We start from the raw sequence: 20,671 nt of genomic DNA on the forward strand, positions 1-20,671 counted from the left end.
CACTTTGCAGATCGAATCTAAAAACCTTAAAAACTATGCGCCTGGTTTTATCGTCCCTGTTTGCACTCGGTCTGTTCAGCAATCTGGCCTTTGCTGCGCCCGATCGCGCTGTGCCCCCTGATATCCGAGAGAGTGGTTTCGTCTATTGCGTCAGCGGGCAAGTTGATACCTTTAACCCACAAAAAGCGGGGAGCGGCCTGATTGTTGATACGCTGGCCGCACAGCTCTACGATCGCCTGCTCGACGTCGATCCTTATACCTATCGGCTGGTTCCGGAGCTTGCTGAAAGTTGGGAAGTGCTTGATAACGGCGCTACATACCGCTTTCGTCTACGCGATGATGTCGCCTTTCAGCACACCCCGTGGTTTACGCCAACCCGTAAACTCAACGCGGATGACGTGGTTTTCACCTTCCAGCGCATATTCAACCGCAATCATCCGTGGCATAACGTTAATGGCGGGAACTTCCCCTATTTCGACAGTCTGCAATTCGCGGACTCGGTCAAAAGCGTTCGTAAGCTGGATAACCGCACGGTTGAGTTTCGCCTGACGCGCCCGGACGCCTCCTTCCTCTGGCATCTGGCGACGCACTACGCCTCGGTCATGTCAGCCGAATACGCAGATCAGCTGACGAAAAAGGATCGTCAGGAACGTCTCGATCGTGAGCCTGTGGGCACAGGTCCGTTCCAGTTAGCAGAGTACCGCGCCGGACAATACATTCGCCTGCAACGCCACGATCGTTTCTGGCGCGGCAAACCGCTGATGCCGCAGGTCATTGTCGATCTGGGTTCAGGTGGAACAGGCCGACTCTCCAAACTGCTGACCGGCGAGTGCGACGTGCTTGCCTGGCCTGCGGCCAGCCAGTTGACCATTTTGCGCGACGACCCACGCCTGCGCCTGACACTGCGCCCGGGAATGAACATCGCTTATCTGGCGTTTAACACCGATAAGCCGCCGCTGAATAATCCGGCCGTGCGCCATGCGCTGGCGTTAGCGATCAACAATCAGCGTCTGATGCAGTCGATTTACTACGGGACCGCGGAAACCGCCGCCTCTATTCTTCCGCGCGCCTCCTGGGCCTATGACGGCGAGGCGAAGATTACCGAATATAATCCGGCGAAAGCGCGCGAACAGCTTAAAGCGCTGGGGGCAGAAAACCTGACGCTACAGCTGTGGGTGCCCACCAGCTCTCAGGCGTGGAACCCCAGCCCGCTTAAAACGGCTGAGCTGTTGCAGGCTGATATGGCGCAGGTGGGCGTTAAGGTGATCATCGTGCCTGTCGAAGGCCGTTTCCAGGAGGCGCGTCTGATGGACATGAATCACGACTTAACGCTGGCTGGCTGGTCCACCGACAGTAACGACCCGGACAGCTTCTTCCGTCCTCTGCTGAGCTGTGCGGCAATCAACTCCCAGACCAACTACGCCCACTGGTGTAACCGGGAATTTGATGCCGTGCTGCAAAAAGCGTTGGCGTCTCAACAGCTTGCCTCACGCATTGAGGCCTATGATGAAGCGCAAAATATTCTGGCCAGAGAACTTCCCGTGTTGCCGCTTGCCTCTTCCCTGCGCCTCCAGGCCTACCGTTACGATATTAAAGGGCTGGTACTCAGCCCGTTTGGTAACGCCTCCTTCGCGGGCGTCACCCGTGAGAAAGAACAAGAGGTGAAGAAACCATGATTATATTTACCTTGCGTCGGCTGCTGTTACTGCTGGTCACCCTGTTCTTCCTGACCTTTGTCGGCTTTAGCCTGAGCTACTTTACGCCGCACGCCCCGCTTCAGGGCTCATCCCTCTGGGACGCCTGGCTGTTCTGGTTTAATGGCCTGCTACACTGGGATTTTGGCGTGTCCAGCATTAACGGACAGCTCATCTCCGAGCAGCTGAAAGTGGTTTTCCCGGCCACCATGGAGCTGTGTGTACTCGCCTTTGGCTTTGCCCTCATGGTGGGGATCCCGGTGGGGATGCTGGCGGGCATTTATCGTAATAAGTGGCAGGATAAATTCATCAGCGCGCTTGCCTTAATTGGCTTTTCCATCCCTGTTTTCTGGCTGGCGCTACTGCTTACCCTCTTCTTCTCACTGACGTTAGGCTGGCTGCCGGTATCTGGCCGTTTTGATCTGCTGTATAACGTGCAAACGGTGAGCGGCTTCGCCATCGTTGACGCCTGGCTTTCTGATTCAGTCTGGCGCGACGAAATGATCGTGAGCGCGCTGCGCCACATGGTGCTGCCGGTGCTCACGCTGGCCGTCGCGCCGACGACCGAAGTAATTCGCCTGATGCGTATCAGCACTATCGACGTCTTCGATCAAAACTATGTGAAGGCCGCCGCCACGCGCGGACTGTCTCGCCTGACGATTCTCCGTCGCCATGTGCTGCACAATGCGTTGCCACCCGTAATCCCACGTCTTGGGCTGCAATTTTCAACCATGCTGACGCTGGCGATGATCACCGAGATGGTTTTCAGCTGGCCGGGCCTTGGACGCTGGATGATCAACGCCATTCGCCAGCAGGATTACGCGGCGATCTCTGCCGGCGTGATGGTGATTGGCTCCCTGGTCATTATTGTTAACGTTGTTTCCGATATTTTGGGTGCCATGGCCAACCCATTGAAGCATAAGGAATGGTATGCCTTACGATAACGTCTACAGCGAAAAGCGCACGCCCGGTGCGCTACGTACCGTGTGGCGTAATTTTTACGGCGACACCACGGCGATGATCGGCTTTTACGGCTGCATTGGCCTCGTGTTGCTGTGCGTTTTGGGTTCGTGGTTTGCACCGTATGGCATCGATCAGCAGTTCCTTGGTTATCAGCTTTTACCGCCGTCGTGGTCGCGTTACGGGGAGGTTTCGTTCTTCCTGGGGACTGACGATCTCGGACGCGACGTGCTAAGTCGTTTACTGAGCGGCGCCGCACCTACGGTAGGCGGCGCGTTCGTGGTCACCCTGGCTGCCGCGATCTGCGGCCTGGCGCTGGGCATTTTTGCCGGCTCAACCCACGGGCTGCGGTCGGCCGTGCTTAACCATATTCTTGATACCCTGCTCTCTATTCCTTCACTGCTGCTGGCGATTATCGTCGTGGCCTTCGCGGGGCCGCACCTCACCCATGCGATGTTCGCCGTCTGGCTGGCCATTCTGCCGCGCATGGTGCGTTCGGTTTACAGCCTGGTTCACGACGAGCTGGAAAAAGAGTATGTCGTCGCCGCCCGTCTGGATGGCGCCACCACGTTTAATATTTTGTGGTTTGCCGTGCTGCCTAACATTGCCGCCGGGCTGGTGACGGAGATCACCCGCGCCCTGTCGATGGCGATTCTGGATATCGCAGCGCTGGGCTTCCTGGACCTTGGCGCGCAGCTTCCCTCCCCGGAATGGGGCGCCATGCTCGGCGATGCGCTGGAGCTGATTTACGTTGCGCCGTGGACGGTCATGCTGCCGGGCGCGGCCATCATGGTGAGCGTGCTGCTCGTTAACCTGCTGGGCGACGGGATCCGCCGCGCAATCAATGCGGGGGTGCAATAATGCCGTTACTCGATATCCGCAACCTCACGATAGAAATTAAAACGGGCGAAGGCTGGGTCAAGGCCGTGGATCGCATCAGCATTACGCTCGCAGAGGGCGAAATCCGCGGGCTGGTGGGCGAATCGGGTTCGGGGAAAAGTCTGATCGCCAAGGCCATTTGCGGCGTGGCGAAAGACAACTGGCGGGTGACCGCCGATCGTATGCGCTTCGACGATATCGATCTGTTGCGTCTCTCCCCGCGCGAACGCCGTAAACTGGTGGGCCATAACGTCTCGATGATTTTCCAGGAGCCGCAATCCTGTCTCGATCCGTCCGAGCGCGTCGGGAAACAGCTGATGCAGAACATCCCCGGCTGGACCTATAAAGGCCGCTGGTGGCAGCGTTTCGGCTGGCGCAAACGCCGTGCCATTGAGCTGTTGCACCGTGTCGGGATCAAAGACCATAAAGACGCGATGCGCAGTTTCCCCTACGAACTGACCGACGGTGAATGCCAGAAAGTGATGATTGCCATCGCCCTGGCGAATCAGCCGCGTCTGCTGATTGCGGACGAACCAACGAACGCGATGGAGCCAACCACCCAGGCGCAGATTTTCCGCCTGCTCACGCGTCTGAACCAGAATAACAACACCACCATTTTGCTGATCAGCCACGACCTGCAAATGCTGAGCAAGTGGGCGGATAAAATTGATGTAATGTATTGCGGCCAGACGGTAGAAACCGCGCCAAGTGAAGACCTGGTGACGACGCCACATCATCCCTACACGCAGGCGCTGATCAGGGCGATCCCGGACTTTGGCAGCGCGATGCCGCACAAAAGCCGTCTGAATACGCTGCCTGGCGCGATACCGCTGCTGGAATCGCTGCCCATTGGCTGCCGTCTGGGACCACGTTGCCCGTATGCTCAGCGTAAATGCATTGAAACACCGCGCCTGACAGGGCCGAAAAACCATCTGTTTGCCTGTCATTTCCCGCTGAACATGGAGAGAGAGTGAAATGGTCGAAACCTTACTGGAAGTACGTAACCTGAGTAAGACCTTTCGCTATCGCACCGGCCTGTTTCACCGTCAGACCGTCGAGGCGGTTAAACCGCTGAGCTTTACGCTGCGCGAAAAGCAGACGCTGGCGATTATCGGTGAAAACGGCTCGGGCAAATCGACCCTGGCAAAAATGCTCGCGGGCATGGTCGAGCCAAGCGGCGGTGAAATACTGATTGACGATCATCCTCTGGAATTTGGGGACTATTCTTTTCGCAGTCAGCGCATCCGGATGATTTTTCAGGATCCGTCGACGTCCCTGAACCCGCGCCAGCGTATTTCCCAGATCCTGGATTTCCCGCTGCGGCTGAATACCGACCTGGAGCCGGAAGCGCGTCGCAAACGGATTGTCGAAACCCTGCGTCTGGTAGGCCTCCTGCCCGACCATGTCAGCTATTACCCGCACATGCTGGCCCCGGGCCAAAAACAGCGTCTCGGTCTGGCCCGCGCGCTGATCCTGCGCCCGAAAGTTATTATCGCCGACGAAGCGCTGGCGTCGCTGGATATGTCGATGCGTTCGCAGCTCATTAACCTGATGCTGGAGTTACAGGAAAAGCAGGGGATCTCGTATATTTACGTGACTCAGCACCTGGGCATGATGAAACACATCAGCGACCAGGTGCTGGTAATGCACCAGGGAGAAGTGGTCGAGCGCGGCAGTACCGCTGACGTACTGGCCTCCCCGCTCCATGACCTGACAAAACGCCTGATTGCCGGACACTTTGGTGAAGCATTGACGGCGGACGCGTGGCGTAAAGATCGTTAGCCGTTGCGTAACCCGCTTGCCAGCAGAGTAAACACCTCTATAGCATGCGGAAGGGTCTTCTGCGGTTCATCACTCGCGGCAATCAGCAGAGCCGCATTCAGCGCAGCGCCGTTCAGCAGATGGGCTGCGACTCTGGCATCCATCTTTTTGATTACGTTGCACTCCATCATTTTTTCGATGGTCTGACGGGTCGACTCAAGGCAGTTGTTCTGGCTGGGCCATTGCGCCGGGTCACCCAGAACAGCCGGGCCGTCAAGAAGGACGATACGCTGAACTTCCGGAACGAGCGCCATTTTGATATAGGCGATGCCCTCCGCCAGCAGTCGCTCCCAGTCATCATCGGCGGCGGCGGCAATCGCTTTCGCGTTTGCTGCCATTTCGCTGTCTATCTGCGCGACCACCGCCGCCAGTAATCCCTTCTTGTCGTTGAAATTATGATATAGCGCGCCGCGTGTTAACCCCACGCTTGCCGTGAGTTCATCCATTGACGCTGCGGCATAGCCTTTTTCAGCAAATGCCTTCCGCGCCGCCTGAATCATTCTCTCGCGATTTTCCTGGGCCGTTTCAGCACGACGTTTTGTAGCCATGGGACTTCCTTCATTAAGCGGTAATTATAATTTGACATACGCGGCGTATGTGGATTACATTTTTGACATACATCGCGTATGTTACTTCTACTGCGTAAGCACAACAATACCTCTGACAGAAAAGGAAAAGCCATGCATCCACGTGACCCCGTCTTTCCGGCTAATCGACATGCCCTCTATGAAGAGCATGGCTATTCAGCAGCAATCCGCTCTGGCGATCTGTTATTTGTTTCCGGTCAGGTTGGCAGCCGCAGCGATGGCACACCTGAACCCGACTTCCCCGCTCAGGTGCAGCTGGCGTTCGATAATTTACGGGCGACTCTGGCAGCCGCAGGGTGTACTTTTGACGATCTGATTGATGTCACGACATTTCATACCGATCCTGAAAACCAGTTCCCCGCCATCATGGAGGCGAAAAAACTGGCGTTTCCGCACCCCCCTTACCCAAACTGGACAGCAATAGGCGTTAACTGGCTTGCGGGTTTTGATTTCGAAATTAAGGTTATCGCCAGGATCCCTACGCCCGCGAATTAACATCTGGCAGTAAACTGATTTACCGTTAAGCTATCACTGACGCACAAATGAAAGACAGCATCAGCAACTATATTCTCTCCTGGGTAGAAGAAAATAACTTTACTATTTTACACATTGGTGATTTGGTTGCAGATATTGGATACAGCAGAAGAACCATCGAAACATGGTTTAAAGAGAAGTATCGGCTCTCTTTAGGTGAATATATTCTCCGACGGAGGTTAAGCCGTGCCGCCATTATGCTGAGAATGACGTCGATTCCGGTGACGGATATTGCGTATTTATTCCATTACCAGAGCAGTCAGGGATTTTCCAGAGCCTTTAAAAAAATGATGGGGCTGACACCCTCTGAGTACAGATGTGCCAGAGGGTGGAATTTTGACATCTTACAGCCCTCTTTTTTATTAAGCGAACATGAAACGCCTGAGCTCGAGGTCTGCTATCTGGATGAAACGTTTATCTATACGTATGAAATTATCGAACACGATCATCTTTTTGATACCTCAGTGCATGATATTACTAAAAAAATCAAAAAGCTCCTGACAGAAAACCGCCATGATATCGATAAAATTATTCTGATGCCCCGCCGCCCCGAGTTAGGCAAAAGCCGATCGTATCTGGTCGAGGTATTAATATCGTACGCGTTACAAAGCGACACGGTGACAAATAAAAAATCCTGCATTGTGCGTGGGAGATACGCAAGAATGCCCTTTAGCGGTAGCTGGGAAATCTACAGCGCGTTTAACAAGATTGCCTTCGTTAAGGCGATGGTAAATCAACGCCTGACGTTGCGCGACGGTATTTACCTGATGAAAATTAATGGGTACAGCGACGAGTCTGTCGATTTTGATGTTTTCATCCCCATCCTGTAACCTCAGCTTCATTCAGCCTGTCTGGTAACAATTCTGTTTTTACCGTTGTGCTTAGCCTCATACAACGCCTCGTCCACGTCACGCATAATATCATTGCCGTTGACGTTATTCTGAATGGCTGAGCACACGCCGATACTTAATGTGACCTTTACAGGGAGAGCATAATGATAGCCCGGCCCGGTGCGCTGTTGAACGTTCTGGCGAATACGCTCCGCGACGGCCATAGCCTGCTTACCGTCGGTATCCGGCAGCAGCAGACCAAATTCCTCGCCTCCCAGTCGGGCAAAGATGTCGTTATCGCGAATGCTGTCTTTGATAATATCCACGACCGCCAGAATCACGCGATCCCCCACAAGATGCCCCCAGTTATCGTTAATCGACTTAAAGTTGTCGATGTCCAGCATCATAATGCTGGTCCCCTTTTCTGTCCTGAGCGAGCGGACCCGCGGAAGTGCCTCATAAAAATATTTACGGTTGTAGATCTGAGTAAGCGGATCGCGATCAACCCGATCGCCGAAAATTTTCAACAGGTTAAAGACATGGAATATTAAGGTACAAATCACAAATAATTTGCTGAGGACCTCTACTGCCCGGCTGATATACCAGAGCGACAGATTGTAAGTATCAAGCAGTAAGAGGAAAAAATTGTAAACGATGGCGGAAAGGCAAACCACAATAATACTGTTCCAGATCCCGGACGCCAGGCGTGTCACAGAGATCATATAACAAAGTAAAGCCGACCAGAGCAGGATCAGAACGTTTACGTACCTGATATCCCAGACAGGATAATGATGTTCATCTTCGTATGCTGCAATCGTTAATGTCCAGGCCGGATGGTAGCTGCTGAGATAATGGGCCAGCATCGGAAACATAACCAGTGTCATCATTAATGCTAACGTCATGCTGATCTTATTTCGGAATCTGAGCGTGGATCGTATCGTGATTTTTTCCACACGGACCGCCAGCGCCAGTAATACGATAAAGCTCAGCTGCCGAAAAAAATAGAATACCGCCGTATCGTTGGTTTTTGCCGCCTGGGTAAAACCAGCATGCTCCGGAAGCTGAATGACAATGATCGTCTCAATGAAATAAACCAGCCCACTAAGAAATGCCAGGCTCAGAATGAATAAGGAAAAACGCGATCGGTCGGAGGCATACAGCATCTGGATAAAAATAAAGATAATGGTATCCAGAAAGAACAGCGCAATCATGACGATCAAATAGGTGGTCATAGGCACCCTGAAACCAGGATTATCATTCACGCAAAAGGAGTTCACCGCGATCATAAGCGCAAAAAGCGCCGCACCTGACAGCATGATCAGTTTTTCGGCCAACGTTATATTTTTCATCTTCCTTCTTACCGCACACAGATAAAGACGCAAAATGGCATAGCCGTTATCGACCCTCGCGCAATTTTAAAGCGTTTAAAGGGCTAAACGGATCATTTTGCGCAAAAGGCGCTGGACACATCAGCATGAGGGCGGCGTCACGGTGCCCGCTGGTTGGATGAGGCGAACCCCGCGTGCGGTGATATACTGCTGGGATACACACGAAACGGCCTGATGAAGAGTCAGTTCAACCTCTTCCGTGAGCCCATTCACGGCGCAGGAGCGAGAAATATCGTGACACATGGGGCTGTGAGTGGGCTATAATTTCGAGCTAATTTCGAATGATTTTGAAATACTGCCTGTAACGCTATGAATTACAAGGCAAAATAAGCAATGAATATAAGGATTAAAGCTATGGGTTTTCTTTCCGGTAAGCGCATTCTGGTGACTGGCGTTGCCAGCAAACTGTCCATCGCATACGGCATCGCACAGGCAATGCATCGCGAAGGCGCTGAGCTGGCGTTCACCTACCAGAACGACAAGCTGAAAGGCCGTGTTGAAGAATTTGCCGCGCAGCTGGGTTCCAGCATTGTTCTGGAATGTGACGTTGCACAAGACGAAAGCATTGATGGCATGTTTGCTGAACTGGCAAAAGCATGGCCGAAATTCGACGGTTTTGTTCACTCCATCGGCTTCGCTCCTGGCGACCAGCTGGACGGCGACTATGTGAACGCGGTTACCCGTGATGGCTTCAAAATCGCCCACGACATCAGCTCCTACAGCTTCGTTGCAATGGCAAAATCCTGCCGCGCGATGCTGAACCCGGGCGCAGCCCTGCTGACCCTGTCCTACCTCGGCGCAGAACGTGCTATCCCTAACTACAACGTTATGGGTCTGGCGAAAGCGTCTCTGGAAGCCAACGTGCGCTACATGGCGAACGCAATGGGTCCTGAAGGCGTGCGTGTTAACGCTATTTCTGCGGGTCCAATCCGTACCCTGGCCGCTTCCGGTATCAAAGATTTCCGTAAAATGCTGGCACACTGCGAAGCGGTTACCCCGATTCGTCGTACCGTTACCATCGAAGATGTGGGTAACTCTGCGGCATTCCTGTGCTCTGACCTTTCCGCAGGTATCTCCGGCGAAGTGGTTCACGTTGACGGCGGCTTCAACATCGCTGCAATGAACGAGCTGGAAATCAAATAAGCTTGTCACTCTCTTCCCGCCAGGGAAGAGAGTTTCTCACCGCCCCGCTCCTCGTTATTCCGTTCTGCTATTTGTTATCACCTAACAATATTTTTCCCCTCATCCGCCTTACGCCAGGATATTGATCGCCATTTTGAGATCAAGGAACGCCCATGGAACAACGCCGTTTTTCCGGCAAAGGCCACTGGTATCATGAAACCCAGTCGAATCATTCGCAGACGGACGTTCTGCCGCTGGTGCCCGAAGCCGCTAACGTCGACGACCGTTTTTTGCTCGATTTAGCCCTGCCCGATGACATTCTCGCAAGCTGTGCTGGTTGGCTTGCGCCTGCCCGAACCCTGTGTCATCTTTTGTTCCCGCTTGATACTCCCGTGAGCCGTCTGCATACGCTCAGCGCCTACGACAGGCTGAGCACGGCATTAACGGTTGCCCAGGCGTGTGGTGTTCAGCGGCTCTGTAACCACTACGCTGCCCTGCTCGCCCCTCTACCGGGGCCGGACTCCTCCCGGGAAAGCAATCGACGCCTTGCAGAAATTACCCAGTATGCCCGCCAGTTAGCAAGCTCACCCGATGTGATCGATGACAAAGCCCAAAACCAGCTTGATGAGGTTGGACTCACAACGTATGACATTGTGCTTATCAACCAGATCATCGGCTTTGTCGGTTTTCAGGCGCGAGTGGTCGCGGTATTTCAGGCATTGCTTGGCCATCCGGTACGCTGGTTGCCCGGGCACCACATTCAGCCCCATACGCTGCCGGTTAGCTTCAGCAGATGGACCGCCACGCTACCCGCGGTTGAGCTAAAATATGCCAGTGCGCTTCAGCTTGAGGCGCTCTCACGCTGGCAGGCGGAACCGGCGCTTGAAGCGCTCACCCCTGTGCTGTGTCATGAGCCGATGCTGCTTAATCTGACGGGCGAAATTCTGCTTAACCATCCGCTAAGTGAAGGCCCCGCGTCTTCGATGATCTCAGCCGCTCGTGCGCTGCTCGTCGCCTCTCCGGATCGCTTTAGCGCCGCCCAGTTAACGCCCCTGACCGGGTCAGGTCTCTCGCCAGAGAAGGCCATCAATCTGCTAACCCGAGATGCATTTTATGGCTGGCTGGACCGTCTGCGTGTGGCGCTCGGCAAAGAGGAATAACCATACTCTTTACCTAAAGAGCGCTTGCTGTAGCAGTGAGATTCGCGTAAAACTGTCAGCCGCTCAATGGCTACGAAAATAGAACATTATGTTTCAGGACAACCCGCTGCTAGCGCAGCTTAAACAGCAACTGCATTCCCAGACGCCGCGTGCAGAAGGGGTCGTAAAAGCCACGGAAAAGGGCTTTGGCTTTCTTGAAGTTGATGGGCAGAAGAGCTACTTCATTCCGCCTCCTCAGATGAAGAAAGTGATGCATGGCGACCGTATTTCGGCCGTTATTCATACCGAAAAGGAACGAGAGTCTGCCGAGCCGGAAGCACTGATCGAACCTTTCCTGACCCGCTTTGTCGGGAAAGTGCATAAAAAAGACGATCGTCTTTCCGTCGTGCCGGACCATCCTTTCCTGAAAGATGCTATTCCGTGCCGCGCCGCGCGTGGCGTTGAGCATGATTTTGTTGAGGGTGACTGGGCGGTTGCTGAGATGCGCCGTCATCCTTTAAAAGGCGATCGCGGTTTCTACGCCGAGCTTACCCAATACATTACCTTCGGCGACGACCATTTCGTCCCATGGTGGGTGACGCTGGCGCGCCACAATCTCGAAAAAGAAGCGCCTGATGGCGTGGCGACTGAAATGCAGGACGAAGGTCTGGAACGTCGCGATCTGACGGCGCTGGACTTTGTCACCATTGACAGCGCCAGCACCGAGGATATGGACGATGCGCTGTATGCCGAAGAGACAGTCGATGGCAAACTGCATCTGACCGTCGCCATCGCCGACCCTACCGCATGGATTGTCGAAGGCAGCAGGCTGGACGAGATGGCCAAAGTGCGCTCGTTCACCAACTACCTGCCGGGCTTTAACATTCCGATGTTGCCGCGTGAACTTTCCGACGATCTTTGTTCGCTGCGTGCGCATGAAGTACGTCCGGTGCTGGCATGTCGGATGACCATTGCGGCTGACGGTACCATTGAAGAAGATATTGAATTCTTCGCCGCCACCATCGAATCCAAAGCCAAGCTGGCCTATGACGACGTGTCCGACTGGCTGGAGAACACGGGCAACTGGAAACCCGAGTCGGACAACATTGCCGCACAAATTCGTCTGTTGCACCGCGTCTGCCTGAGCCGCAGCGAATGGCGTCAAACTCACGCGCTGGTCTTCAAAGATCGTCCGGACTACCGTTTTGTGCTGGGTGAAAAAGGTGAAGTGCTGAATATCGTCGCTGAGCCGCGCCGTATTGCCAACCGCATCGTTGAAGAAGCGATGATTTCCGCCAACATATGTGCTGCACGCGTGCTGCGCGACAAATTAGGCTTTGGCATTTACAACGTGCACACCGGGTTTGATCCGGCGAACACCGAAGCGCTGGCTGCCCTGCTGAAAACCCATGACGTACACGTCGATCCTGAGGAAGTGCTGACCCTGCAAGGTTTCTGCAAACTGCGCCGCGAGCTGGACGCACAGCCGTCAGGGTTCCTCGACAGCCGTATTCGCCGCTTCCAGTCCTTTGCGGAAATCAGCACCGAGCCTGGCCCGCACTTCGGCCTTGGCCTTGAGGCTTATGCGACCTGGACCTCCCCGATCCGTAAGTACGGCGACATGGTTAACCATCGTCTGCTGAAAGCGATCATCAAAGGGGAATCTGTTGCCCGCCCACAGGATGGTACGACATTGCAGATGGCAGAACGTCGCCGTCTCAACCGTATGGCGGAGCGTGATGTCGGCGACTGGTTGTACGCGCGCTTCCTGAATGATAAGGCAGGGACTGATACCCGTTTCCCGGCTGAAATCATTGACATCAGCCGCGGCGGTATGCGCGTTCGCCTGGTGGATAATGGCGCCGTTGCCTTTATTCCTGCCCCGTTCCTGCATGCCGTCCGCGACGAACTGGTTTGTAGCCAGGAAAACGGGACCGTGCAAATTAAAGGCGAAACGGTTTACAAGGTCACTGACGTGATTGATGTCACCATCGCTGAAGTGCGCATGGAAACCCGCAGTATTATCGCGCGCCCTGTCGCCTGATAACCGCGTAAACTTCTGGCCGTTCCGTTAAGGGGTGGCCGGGAGTTCTCTCCTGAATTATCTCCCGCAAAATCATCGTTTTTTCTCACACTTTTCTGTTTCCCAACGCCACATTTCTCCAGAATTATCTACAGTAAAAGAGAGCCGTCATTGTCGACTGCAAATGAATAATTTGTGCGCTACTCAGCAGCCGCGGGAGAAAACGTGATGGACGATCTGGAGCAGAATTTGCTGTTTCGTTACATGGGTACGCATAGCCCCTGGTGGCGACTGACAGCAGACAGCAATGCTCTGCATCTTGCTGCCAGTGAAAGCGCTGACATCATTCAGGTGGTTGCGCTGGATGATGAACAGGCCGCGCTGATCCGCCAGCTCACCGTAATCACCTCCAGCATTGCCATGACCCTGCCTTTGTACGGTGTGGACGTTCCCGTTCATCTTGTCGGCCGTAAAATTAACAAAAATGAGTGGGCAGGAACGGCATCAGCCTGGAACGATACCCCTTCCGTTGCGCGCGACCTGGCGCAGGGGCTCTCCTTCGCCGAACAGGTAGTTTCCGAGGCTAACTCCGTGATTGTGATCCTCGACCAGAACGGGAATATTCAGCGCTTCAACCGTTTAAGTGAAGAATATACGGGCCTGAAGGAACAGGAAGTTATCGGGCAAAACGTGTTCAAACTGTTTATGAGCCGCAGCGAAGCCGCGGCCTCCAAACGCAACATCACCGGTTTTTTTCGTAACGGCAGCTCCTACGAAGTTGAACGCTGGATCAAGACCCGCAAGGGGCAGCGCCTGTTTCTCTTCAGAAATAAATTTGTTCACAGCGGCAGCGGAAAAAATGAAATTTTCCTCATCTGTTCAGGTACCGACATAACCGAGGAGCGTCGGGCCCAGGAGCGCCTGCGCGTTCTCGCCAATACGGATACGATTACCGGTTTGCCTAACCGAAATGCCATCCATGAGCTGATCTCTGATGCCATCACCGCTCGGGGTGACACGCAGGTTGGCGTAGTTTACCTCGATCTGGATAATTTTAAAAAAGTGAACGATGCCTATGGGCATATGTTTGGCGACCAGCTGCTACAGGCCGTTGCGCTGGCGATCCTGAGCTGCCTGGACGAAGGACAAACCCTGGCGCGCCTGGGTGGGGATGAGTTTATCGTGATGGCCACCGATACCTCGCAGGGCGCGCTGGAAGCGATGGCGTCGCGAATACTGACCCGACTGCGTCAACCTTTCCGCATCGGGCTGATTGAGGTTTACACCGGCTGCTCGCTGGGCATCGCGCTTGCGCCCCAGCACGGTAACGATCGCGAAAGCGTCATTCGCAATGCCGACACCGCCATGTACACCGCCAAAGAAAATGGCCGGGGCAAATTCTGCGTCTTCTCGCCAGAGATGAACCAGCGCGTATTTGAATACCTGTGGCTGGATACCAACCTGCGTAAAGCGCTGGATAACGATCAGCTGTTAATCCACTACCAGCCCAAAATGACCTGGCGCGGCGAAGTCAGAAGTCTGGAGGCGCTGGTGCGCTGGCAGTCGCCAGAGCGTGGCCTGATCCCGCCGATGGAGTTTATCTCCTATGCCGAGGAATCAGGGCTGATTGTGCCTCTGGGCCGCTGGGTTATGCTTGATGTGGTGCGCCAGGTAGCAAAATGGCGCGACAAGGGGATCAACATGCGCGTCGCGGTCAACGTCTCCGCCCGTCAGCTGGCGGACCAGACCATCTTCAGTGACCTGAAGCAGGCGCTGAAAGACCTGAATTTTGAATACTGCCCGATTGACGTGGAATTGACCGAAAGCTGTCTCATTGAAAATGAAGAACTGGCCCTGTCAGTGATCCAGCAATTTAGCCGCCTGGGAGCGCAAATTCATCTGGATGACTTTGGTACGGGGTACTCTTCCCTGTCGCAACTGGCGCGCTTCCCTATCGATGCCATTAAGCTTGACCAGTCTTTCGTGCGGGATATCCATAAGCAGTCCATTTCACAGTCGCTGGTGCGTGCGATAGTCGCCGTGGCGCAGGCGTTAAATTTGCAGGTCATTGCTGAAGGGGTGGAAAGTGCAAAAGAAGACGCCTTTCTGACGAAGAATGGCGTCAACGAACGGCAGGGTTATCTTTTTGCTAAGCCCATGCCCGCTGCCGCATTCGAGCGATGGCTAAAACGTTATCAGGCCAGGAATGTCCGTTAGCTGGCTTTGCGTAAGCCCGTCGCCTGATGGCGATTTTGCAGCATAACCAGCCGCTCCATGTAGGCGATATCCTTCGGTTCAAGGCAGAAGGCGGCATCAACCCAATCCTCAGTAATGTCCATCAACTCGCTTCGCGGAAGTGGCAGCACGCGCGTACGTGCACGCAGCATGGCCCTTACGCCGTTCAGCTTCGGCTGTAGCGTGTCGATAAACGTCCGCACCGAAACATAGCTCTGTAACGGCTCAAATAAGAGATCCACAAGACCATGCTGCTCATACCATTCCGCCGTATGCGTCTCACCTTTGTAGATCAGCGCCTCCGCCATTTTCATGCCGGCACGACGCGCCACCAGTGAATAGCCGCCCATGCCCGGGAACAGATTGAACGCGATTTCCGGAAAGCCTAATCGGGCATCGCGCTGGGCCAGAATGAAATGATGCGCCAGCGCGGCTTCAAACCCGCCCCCTAAAGCGCTTCCTTCCACCATAGCCAGCGTGACAGCGCCGGTATCAAACCCTCGCGAGGCGGCATGAACGCAGTCCACACAGGCCCGGGCATAGGCGCGTAACGCTTCGCGTCGGTTGTTTTTGATGCACTCAACGAAGAACTGTAAATCACCGCCGGTATTGTAGATGTCGGGGACCAGCGATCCGGTGACCCAAAAATCAACGACAAATCCGGACTGTCGAACCAGCCAGGAGAGATTCATGATCTCCTCGATCAGCGCATGGTTGAAGCAAGGCCGTGGCGTGGCGCGTAACATCATCCACACCGTACGCCGTTCGGCCTCATAATAAGCCGCCAGTTGAGTGAATCGTTCAGCATCAGTAAACAATGTGCAGGTTGTCTGGTTGATAACTGTCATAGTCGAATTCCTCTTATAAAAAAGCGCGTTGCGCGCAGTTTTAGACTAATCCACCCCTACAACCCGCAGCAGACGGGGGTTAAATTTATCACTTTCATTTATGGGCTTTGGTTATTGCATTTTTTACCTTCTCTTTTGAATCAATTTTCTGCATCATTGATAATATTAACTTTTCGCTTCAGGGTGAGCTTATGTCTAACATTGATGCAACAGCCGTGGCGCAGCGTATTGATACTGTGCTGGATATTCTTGTCGCAGGCGATTATCACTCTGCTATCCGTAATCTTGAGATCCTCAAGTCTGAACTGCTGGCTGAGAACGGCGCTGATAACGCTCCAGAATCCACTCAACCTAAAGCCCCGTGGGAAGTGTAACCACGTCGTTTCCGACCTTGCCTTTTAAATGGATGCTATGAACTCCCGACAACAAATCATTTTGCAGATGGTGATCGATCAGGGACGCGTAAGCGTGGTCGATCTCGCTAAAGCCACCGGCGTTTCTGAAGTCACCATTCGTCAGGATCTGAATCTTCTGGAAAAACAGAGCTACCTGCGGCGTGCGCACGGATATGCCGTTCCACTGGACAGCGACGACGTTGAAACCCGCATGATGAACAATTATGCGCTCAAGCGGGAGCTGGCGGAGTTTGCTGCATCCCTGGTGAATAACGGTGAGACCGTCTTTATTGAAAATGGCAGCAGTAACGCCCTTCTGGCGCGCACGCTTGCCGATCAAAAAGACGTTACCATCATCACCGTAAGCAGCTATATTGCCCATCTGTTGAAGGAAACTCGCTGCGAGGTGATTCTGCTGGGCGGCATTTACCAGAAGAAAAGCGAAAGCATGGTGGGGCCATTAACGCGCCAATATGTTCAGCAAGTTCACTTCAGTAAGGCATTCATAGGTATTGATGGCTGGCAGCCCGACACCGGCTTTACCGGCCGCGACATGATGCGTTCAGACGTGGTTAACGCCGTACTCGCCAAAGAGTGTGAAGCGATTGTGCTGACCGACAGCTCTAAGTTTGGCGCCGTACACCCTTATACGATGGGGCCGGCCTCGCGCTTCAGCCGTGTAATCACGGATGAGCGTTTGCGTGATGAATATCGCCAGCAATTAGAACAAGACGGTCTGACTGTCGATATTGTAAAAAAAACAGCCTGATTATCCTGCTGCGCCCGAATAATGGGCGCACTTAAACCTTTCTCTGAGAGTATTCCGACCCTTCCTTTAAGAGTTTTTACCTGTTGAAACCGTTCTAAACACGTAAAATTAGTATTAGCGATATAACAGGAAGTGACTATCACCTGCGTGATGATGAAACGCCTGCGCGACCAGCTTTCACGGGAACAGAATTTAAGTATGGATATTGTCTATACTTAAAGTGCATTCCTTTCCGTGAATCGATAATTCAGGAGAAAGTATTATGACCTTTACCAGCAAAAAATTAGCCGCCGCTGTTCTGGCAATCACTGTAGCAATGTCCCTGAGCGCTTGCTCTAACTGGTCTAAACGTGACCGTAACACCGCGATTGGTGCCGGTGCTGGTGCGCTTGGTGGTGCAGTATTAACGGATGGTAGTACGCTGGGTACATTAGGTGGTGCTGCCGTAGGTGGTATTATCGGTCACCAGGTGGGCAAATAATCACCATAACGGCTCTCACCGGCATAATAATATATTAAGTATTTTCAGGTCTGACTTACGCACGTAAAAAAAAGAGCCACGGCAATGTCCGTGGCTCATTTATTTTAGCCGCCCGCCAGTTTGACTTTCATTCCTTTGGCTTCCAGCAGCGTTTTAATTAAATCTCGTTTATCGCCCTGAATCTCAATAATGCCGTCTTTTACTGCCCCACCGCATCCGCACTTCTTTTTAAGCTCAGCGGCGAGCTTTACCAGGTCTGCATCATCCAGGTCAATGCCGGTGACAAGGCAAACGCCTTTCCCTTTTCTGCCGCTGGTCTGGCGCTGAATTCGCACGATACCATCGCCTTTTGGACGTTCAGCTTTCTCTTTTGGCTCTTCAATGCGCCCGGTATCCGTTGAATAGACCAGACGACTGTTGGCGTCACGCATTATGCCCCCTTTTTCAGTGATGCATTAATCGCTTTCAGGGTCTCTGCCGGATGAGCGGATTGCGTCACCGGGCGACCAATCACCATATAGTCTACACCCGCGCTCAGCGCCTGCTCTGGCGTCATGATACGTCGCTGATCCCCTGACTCGCTGCCTGCTGGACGAATACCTGGCGTCACCAGTTTAAAATCGCGGCCTAACTCAGATTTGAAGCGAACCGCCTCCTGAGCCGAACAGACCACGCCATCGAGACCACACTGTTGCGTGAGGCGCGCCAGACGCTCTGCATGTTCGGCAGGTGACAACGTCACACCCAGGTCGCGCAGGTCGGATTCATCCATACTGGTCAGCACGGTGACGGCGATCAGAAGCGGAGCGTCATTACCAAACGGCACCAGCGCTTCGCGCGCAGCCGTCATCATGCGTGCCCCGCCCGATGCATGTACGTTAACCATCCACACGCCGAGTTCAGCTGCCGCAGCAACGGCGTGCGCAGTGGTATTTGGAATGTCGTGGAATTTCAGGTCGAGGAAAACGTCGAAACCACGTTGATGCAGATCGCGGACGATTTGTGGGCCGAACAGCGTAAACATCTCTTTGCCTACTTTCAGACGGCAATCGCGGGGATCAATGCCATCAACAAAGGCCAGTGCGGCGTCACGGTTATTGTAATCCAGAGCAACAACTACGGGAGAATCGGTAACTACGCGGGAAGTGGAGGATGTAACAGACGTCATGACCAGCCCTTTTCGTCTATGGGCGCGCAGCGGCGCGGAACAGATAAACGGCGTGCATTCTACCTGCCCTCGGGGTAAATGAACAGAATCGAATGCTTTTCCTGCTGAACCCCAGACCGCACGGTGCTGATGGAATTACTGTAACCATTAGTATGTTGTAACTAAAGTGCAGCGTTTTAAAAAATTACTGTCCGTCCAGACCTCGGATTGGCTTAATGGTGGACCACGCCCGGCAGGAAGGGCAATGCCAGTAGAGCGAATAGGCGGTGAAGCCGCATTTCTGGCAGCGATAGCGCGGTTTGCTGCGCACCTGTTCACCCACCATGTCTCGCAGCACCATCAGGCTCTCTTTAGCGCGCCCTTCTTCTGCGTCATTAAGGTGGTAATCCATCAGCTTATGGAAGACACGCATGGTAGGATGACGCTGCAACTGACGGGTAATGTATACCTGGGCGGTATCGCTCCCTTCATGCTCTTCGACGACATCTGACAGCATCAGCTCGGCTGTGGCACCTGTATTCTCTTCAACACAGCGACGCAGAAACGCAACCCACTCGTCCTGCTTACCGAGCTGCTGATAGCAGGTTTGCAGCATTTCCAACGTTTCGCTGACCAGCTCTTTATCCTGATCGATAACGCGAAGCAGGCTCTCCACGGCTTTGGCGTAATCACCGTTAGCCATAAAGACCCGCCCCATCATGATCGAGATGCGCGCGCTGTTGCGATCGGCCGCTGCGCCTTTCTTTAACAGTGCCATGGCTTTATCCATGTCATCGCTACCCATCTGCTGGAGAGCCAGCTCGCAATAGAAGTGGGCAATTTCGACGCGCTGTTTGTCTTTGCCGAGTTTGACCAGCCGTTCAGCGGTATCAATCGCTTTTTGCCAGTCGCTGGTGGCCTGATAGATTTGCAGAAGCTGCTGAAGCGCACCGATACGGAAGTCCGTCTCATCCACCAGCTGAGAGAACATATCCTCGGCGCGATCGTAAAGCCCCGCGGCCATGTAATCCCGCCCAAGCTGCTGCACGGCCAGCAACCGTTGCTCATAGGTCAACGAAGCGCTTTCCATCAAGGTCTGGTGGATACGAATGGCACGGTCAACCTCTCCGCGCGAGCGGAACAGGTTTCCCAGGGTGAGATGCGCCTCAACGGTGCCGGTATCCTCTTTAAGCATATCGAGGAACAGATCCACCGCTTTATCCTGCTGATTGCTCAGCAGGAAGTTCACCCCCGCTACGTAGTCACGGGAGAGTCGGTTTGCTTCATCCTGTTTTGTTTGTTGCGCGCTTCTGCGGCCCATATACCAGCCATAGGCTGCGGCGACAGGCAAAAGCAGAAACAACAACTCCAGCATATTCGATTATTCCTTGACTACCGGCACACCAGAGCTCGCCGGAATGTCAGACGCAGGCGTAAGTTGATGTTCAAGTCGTTTAATTTTACGTTCAGCGCGAACAAGAGAAACACGAACCTTAAGCCAGAACAGGCCGCATACAAGCCAGCCGATGACAAACCCCGCCGCGAATAACACAGCCAGCAGGCTCGACACCCGGTACTCGCCCTGCGCCAGCAGATAGTTGAAACTTACCTGTTGATCGTTTTGCGCGCCCAATGTGACTGAAATGACAAAAATCGCCAACACCAGTAAGAAAATGAGTAAATATTTCACATGACTTCCCGTTATGTGGTTCGAGCGTATAAAGCGTGTTCAACTCACTGCAATCAGCCTTATAAGCTACCATTTTAGTGGCGGGCGCGAAATGGAAAAAGTAATGCGCCCTACATGGATTTATGGTCA

21 protein-coding genes are annotated in these 20,671 nt (G+C 53.7%); 14 read left to right on the forward strand and 7 right to left on the reverse strand.

The annotated features are described in order from the left end of the window. Nucleotides 1-35 precede the first annotated feature (35 nt). From sapA to sapF, 5 genes are read left to right on the forward strand one after another with little or no spacing between them, the layout of a single operon-like run. Nucleotides 36-1,676 carry an ABC transporter substrate-binding protein SapA gene (gene sapA, locus BFV63_RS12085; RefSeq protein ID WP_003856847.1) on the forward strand — a complete coding sequence of 547 codons (1,641 nt, stop codon included), beginning with the start codon at nucleotides 36-38 and terminating at the stop codon, nucleotides 1,674-1,676. Beyond that, a complete protein-coding gene (gene sapB, locus BFV63_RS12090) occupies nucleotides 1,673-2,638 on the forward strand; it encodes a putrescine export ABC transporter permease SapB (RefSeq protein ID WP_003856845.1) in 966 nt (321 codons plus the stop codon). The genes sapA and sapB overlap by 4 nt, the downstream gene beginning before the upstream one ends. Further along, a complete protein-coding gene (gene sapC / locus BFV63_RS12095) occupies nucleotides 2,625-3,515 on the forward strand; it encodes a putrescine export ABC transporter permease SapC (protein WP_003856843.1) in 891 nt (296 codons plus the stop codon). Before sapB ends, sapC begins: the two co-directional genes overlap by 14 nt. Further along, entirely contained in the window at nucleotides 3,515-4,507 is a 993-nt protein-coding gene (sapD, locus tag BFV63_RS12100; protein WP_003856840.1) for a putrescine export ABC transporter ATP-binding protein SapD, read from the forward strand. The genes sapC and sapD overlap by 1 nt, the downstream gene beginning before the upstream one ends. Before the next feature lies 1 nt (nucleotide 4,508). Beyond that, on the forward strand, nucleotides 4,509-5,315 hold the full coding sequence (gene sapF / locus BFV63_RS12105) for a putrescine export ABC transporter ATP-binding protein SapF (protein WP_003856838.1): 807 nt from the start codon (nucleotides 4,509-4,511) through the stop codon (nucleotides 5,313-5,315). Here sapF and BFV63_RS12110 read toward each other — a convergent pair. Beyond that, nucleotides 5,312-5,902, reverse strand: a complete 591-nt coding sequence (locus BFV63_RS12110; RefSeq protein ID WP_069597540.1) for a TetR/AcrR family transcriptional regulator — start codon at nucleotides 5,900-5,902, stop codon at nucleotides 5,312-5,314. The two genes, sapF and BFV63_RS12110, sit on opposite strands and share 4 nt — an antisense overlap. A gap of 132 nt (nucleotides 5,903-6,034) precedes the next feature. On the opposite strand from BFV63_RS12110, the gene BFV63_RS12115 reads away from it, so the two are divergent. Together BFV63_RS12115 and BFV63_RS12120 are read left to right on the forward strand one after the other, a co-directional pair. Continuing rightward, nucleotides 6,035-6,436, forward strand: a complete 402-nt coding sequence (locus tag BFV63_RS12115) for a RidA family protein (RefSeq protein ID WP_003856835.1) — start codon at nucleotides 6,035-6,037, stop codon at nucleotides 6,434-6,436. Between the two features lie 47 nt (nucleotides 6,437-6,483). Beyond that, nucleotides 6,484-7,305, forward strand: coding sequence for a helix-turn-helix transcriptional regulator (locus BFV63_RS12120; RefSeq protein WP_048240664.1), 822 nt, complete (start codon nucleotides 6,484-6,486; stop codon nucleotides 7,303-7,305). 8 nt (nucleotides 7,306-7,313) lie between these two features. Here the strand turns inward: BFV63_RS12120 and BFV63_RS12125 are convergent, their stop codons facing one another. Beyond that, nucleotides 7,314-8,654, reverse strand: a complete 1,341-nt coding sequence (locus BFV63_RS12125) for a sensor domain-containing diguanylate cyclase (protein ID WP_032658628.1) — start codon at nucleotides 8,652-8,654, stop codon at nucleotides 7,314-7,316. Nucleotides 8,655-9,047: 393 nt separating this feature from the next. Here BFV63_RS12125 and fabI point away from each other — a divergent pair, with 393 nt between their 5' ends. The 4 genes from fabI (at nucleotide 9,048) to pdeR (ending at nucleotide 15,194) form a co-directional block, all read left to right on the forward strand. Next, entirely contained in the window at nucleotides 9,048-9,836 is a 789-nt protein-coding gene (gene fabI, locus BFV63_RS12130) for an enoyl-ACP reductase FabI (RefSeq protein ID WP_003856831.1), read from the forward strand. 152 nt (nucleotides 9,837-9,988) lie between these two features. After that, nucleotides 9,989-10,975, forward strand: coding sequence for a CMD domain-containing protein (locus BFV63_RS12135; protein ID WP_045333123.1), 987 nt, complete (start codon nucleotides 9,989-9,991; stop codon nucleotides 10,973-10,975). An 88-nt stretch (nucleotides 10,976-11,063) separates the two neighbouring features. Beyond that, nucleotides 11,064-12,998 (forward strand): exoribonuclease II, encoded by a 1,935-nt coding sequence (locus tag BFV63_RS12140; protein ID WP_048240663.1) that lies wholly within the window; start codon nucleotides 11,064-11,066, stop codon nucleotides 12,996-12,998. A gap of 204 nt (nucleotides 12,999-13,202) precedes the next feature. Then, nucleotides 13,203-15,194, forward strand: coding sequence for a cyclic di-GMP phosphodiesterase (pdeR, locus tag BFV63_RS12145; RefSeq protein WP_003856827.1), 1,992 nt, complete (start codon nucleotides 13,203-13,205; stop codon nucleotides 15,192-15,194). On the opposite strand, the gene BFV63_RS12150 is transcribed toward pdeR, so the two are convergent. Then, nucleotides 15,191-16,060, reverse strand: a complete 870-nt coding sequence (locus BFV63_RS12150; protein WP_003856826.1) for a crotonase/enoyl-CoA hydratase family protein — start codon at nucleotides 16,058-16,060, stop codon at nucleotides 15,191-15,193. The genes pdeR and BFV63_RS12150 overlap by 4 nt on opposite strands. 191 nt (nucleotides 16,061-16,251) lie before the next feature. Here BFV63_RS12150 and BFV63_RS12155 point away from each other — a divergent pair, with 191 nt between their 5' ends. The 3 genes from BFV63_RS12155 to osmB all read left to right on the forward strand — a co-directional run bounded on the left by BFV63_RS12155 (nucleotide 16,252) and on the right by osmB (nucleotide 17,705). Beyond that, the gene (locus BFV63_RS12155) at nucleotides 16,252-16,434 is read left to right on the forward strand and encodes a YciZ family protein (RefSeq protein ID WP_003856825.1); all 183 of its coding nucleotides are present in this window, start codon (nucleotides 16,252-16,254) and stop codon (nucleotides 16,432-16,434) included. A gap of 37 nt (nucleotides 16,435-16,471) precedes the next feature. After that, nucleotides 16,472-17,224, forward strand: a complete 753-nt coding sequence (gene yciT / locus BFV63_RS12160) for a DNA-binding transcriptional regulator YciT (RefSeq protein ID WP_003856824.1) — start codon at nucleotides 16,472-16,474, stop codon at nucleotides 17,222-17,224. 262 nt (nucleotides 17,225-17,486) lie between these two features. Then, nucleotides 17,487-17,705 carry an osmotically-inducible lipoprotein OsmB gene (gene osmB, locus BFV63_RS12165; RefSeq protein ID WP_003856823.1) on the forward strand — a complete coding sequence of 73 codons (219 nt, stop codon included), beginning with the start codon at nucleotides 17,487-17,489 and terminating at the stop codon, nucleotides 17,703-17,705. 104 nt (nucleotides 17,706-17,809) lie between these two features. Here osmB and yciH read toward each other — a convergent pair whose 3' ends face one another. The 4 genes from yciH to BFV63_RS12185 all read right to left on the reverse strand — a co-directional run bounded on the left by yciH (nucleotide 17,810) and on the right by BFV63_RS12185 (nucleotide 20,542). Beyond that, the gene (gene yciH, locus BFV63_RS12170) at nucleotides 17,810-18,136 is read right to left on the reverse strand and encodes a stress response translation initiation inhibitor YciH (protein WP_003856822.1); all 327 of its coding nucleotides are present in this window, start codon (nucleotides 18,134-18,136) and stop codon (nucleotides 17,810-17,812) included. Then, nucleotides 18,136-18,873, reverse strand: a complete 738-nt coding sequence (gene pyrF, locus BFV63_RS12175) for an orotidine-5'-phosphate decarboxylase (protein WP_003856820.1) — start codon at nucleotides 18,871-18,873, stop codon at nucleotides 18,136-18,138. The genes yciH and pyrF overlap by 1 nt, the downstream gene beginning before the upstream one ends. Nucleotides 18,874-19,057: 184 nt before the next feature. After that, nucleotides 19,058-20,227, reverse strand: a complete 1,170-nt coding sequence (gene lapB, locus BFV63_RS12180) for a lipopolysaccharide assembly protein LapB (RefSeq protein ID WP_003856819.1) — start codon at nucleotides 20,225-20,227, stop codon at nucleotides 19,058-19,060. 6 nt (nucleotides 20,228-20,233) lie between these two features. Then, complete coding sequence (locus BFV63_RS12185) at nucleotides 20,234-20,542, reverse strand: LapA family protein (RefSeq protein ID WP_003856817.1); 309 nt, start codon at nucleotides 20,540-20,542, stop codon at nucleotides 20,234-20,236. Between the last annotated feature and the right edge of the window lie 129 nt (nucleotides 20,543-20,671).

Origin of the sequence: Enterobacter hormaechei subsp. xiangfangensis, assembly GCF_001729785.1 — a bacterium.
GTDB classification, from domain to species: Bacteria; Pseudomonadota; Gammaproteobacteria; order Enterobacterales; family Enterobacteriaceae; genus Enterobacter; species Enterobacter hormaechei_C.

What these genes read in the sequence shown, in the direction of transcription:
- sapA (WP_003856847.1), top strand. Translation starts at nt 36, where the DNA reads ATGCGCCTGGTTTTATCGTCCCTGTTTGCACTCGGTCTGTTCAGCAAT.
- sapB (WP_003856845.1), top strand. Translation starts at nt 1,673, where the DNA reads ATGATTATATTTACCTTGCGTCGGCTGCTGTTACTGCTGGTCACCCTG.
- sapC (WP_003856843.1), top strand. Translation starts at nt 2,625, where the DNA reads ATGCCTTACGATAACGTCTACAGCGAAAAGCGCACGCCCGGTGCGCTA.
- sapD (WP_003856840.1), top strand. Translation starts at nt 3,515, where the DNA reads ATGCCGTTACTCGATATCCGCAACCTCACGATAGAAATTAAAACGGGC.
- sapF (WP_003856838.1), top strand. Translation starts at nt 4,509, where the DNA reads ATGGTCGAAACCTTACTGGAAGTACGTAACCTGAGTAAGACCTTTCGC.
- BFV63_RS12110 (WP_069597540.1), bottom strand. Translation starts at nt 5,902, where the DNA reads ATGGCTACAAAACGTCGTGCTGAAACGGCCCAGGAAAATCGCGAGAGA.
- BFV63_RS12115 (WP_003856835.1), top strand. Translation starts at nt 6,035, where the DNA reads ATGCATCCACGTGACCCCGTCTTTCCGGCTAATCGACATGCCCTCTAT.
- BFV63_RS12120 (WP_048240664.1), top strand. Translation starts at nt 6,484, where the DNA reads ATGAAAGACAGCATCAGCAACTATATTCTCTCCTGGGTAGAAGAAAAT.
- BFV63_RS12125 (WP_032658628.1), bottom strand. Translation starts at nt 8,654, where the DNA reads ATGAAAAATATAACGTTGGCCGAAAAACTGATCATGCTGTCAGGTGCG.
- fabI (WP_003856831.1), top strand. Translation starts at nt 9,048, where the DNA reads ATGGGTTTTCTTTCCGGTAAGCGCATTCTGGTGACTGGCGTTGCCAGC.
- BFV63_RS12135 (WP_045333123.1), top strand. Translation starts at nt 9,989, where the DNA reads ATGGAACAACGCCGTTTTTCCGGCAAAGGCCACTGGTATCATGAAACC.
- BFV63_RS12140 (WP_048240663.1), top strand. Translation starts at nt 11,064, where the DNA reads ATGTTTCAGGACAACCCGCTGCTAGCGCAGCTTAAACAGCAACTGCAT.
- BFV63_RS12150 (WP_003856826.1), bottom strand. Translation starts at nt 16,060, where the DNA reads ATGACAGTTATCAACCAGACAACCTGCACATTGTTTACTGATGCTGAA.
- BFV63_RS12155 (WP_003856825.1), top strand. Translation starts at nt 16,252, where the DNA reads ATGTCTAACATTGATGCAACAGCCGTGGCGCAGCGTATTGATACTGTG.
- yciT (WP_003856824.1), top strand. Translation starts at nt 16,472, where the DNA reads ATGAACTCCCGACAACAAATCATTTTGCAGATGGTGATCGATCAGGGA.
- osmB (WP_003856823.1), top strand. Translation starts at nt 17,487, where the DNA reads ATGACCTTTACCAGCAAAAAATTAGCCGCCGCTGTTCTGGCAATCACT.
- yciH (WP_003856822.1), bottom strand. Translation starts at nt 18,136, where the DNA reads ATGCGTGACGCCAACAGTCGTCTGGTCTATTCAACGGATACCGGGCGC.
- pyrF (WP_003856820.1), bottom strand. Translation starts at nt 18,873, where the DNA reads ATGACGTCTGTTACATCCTCCACTTCCCGCGTAGTTACCGATTCTCCC.
- lapB (WP_003856819.1), bottom strand. Translation starts at nt 20,227, where the DNA reads ATGCTGGAGTTGTTGTTTCTGCTTTTGCCTGTCGCCGCAGCCTATGGC.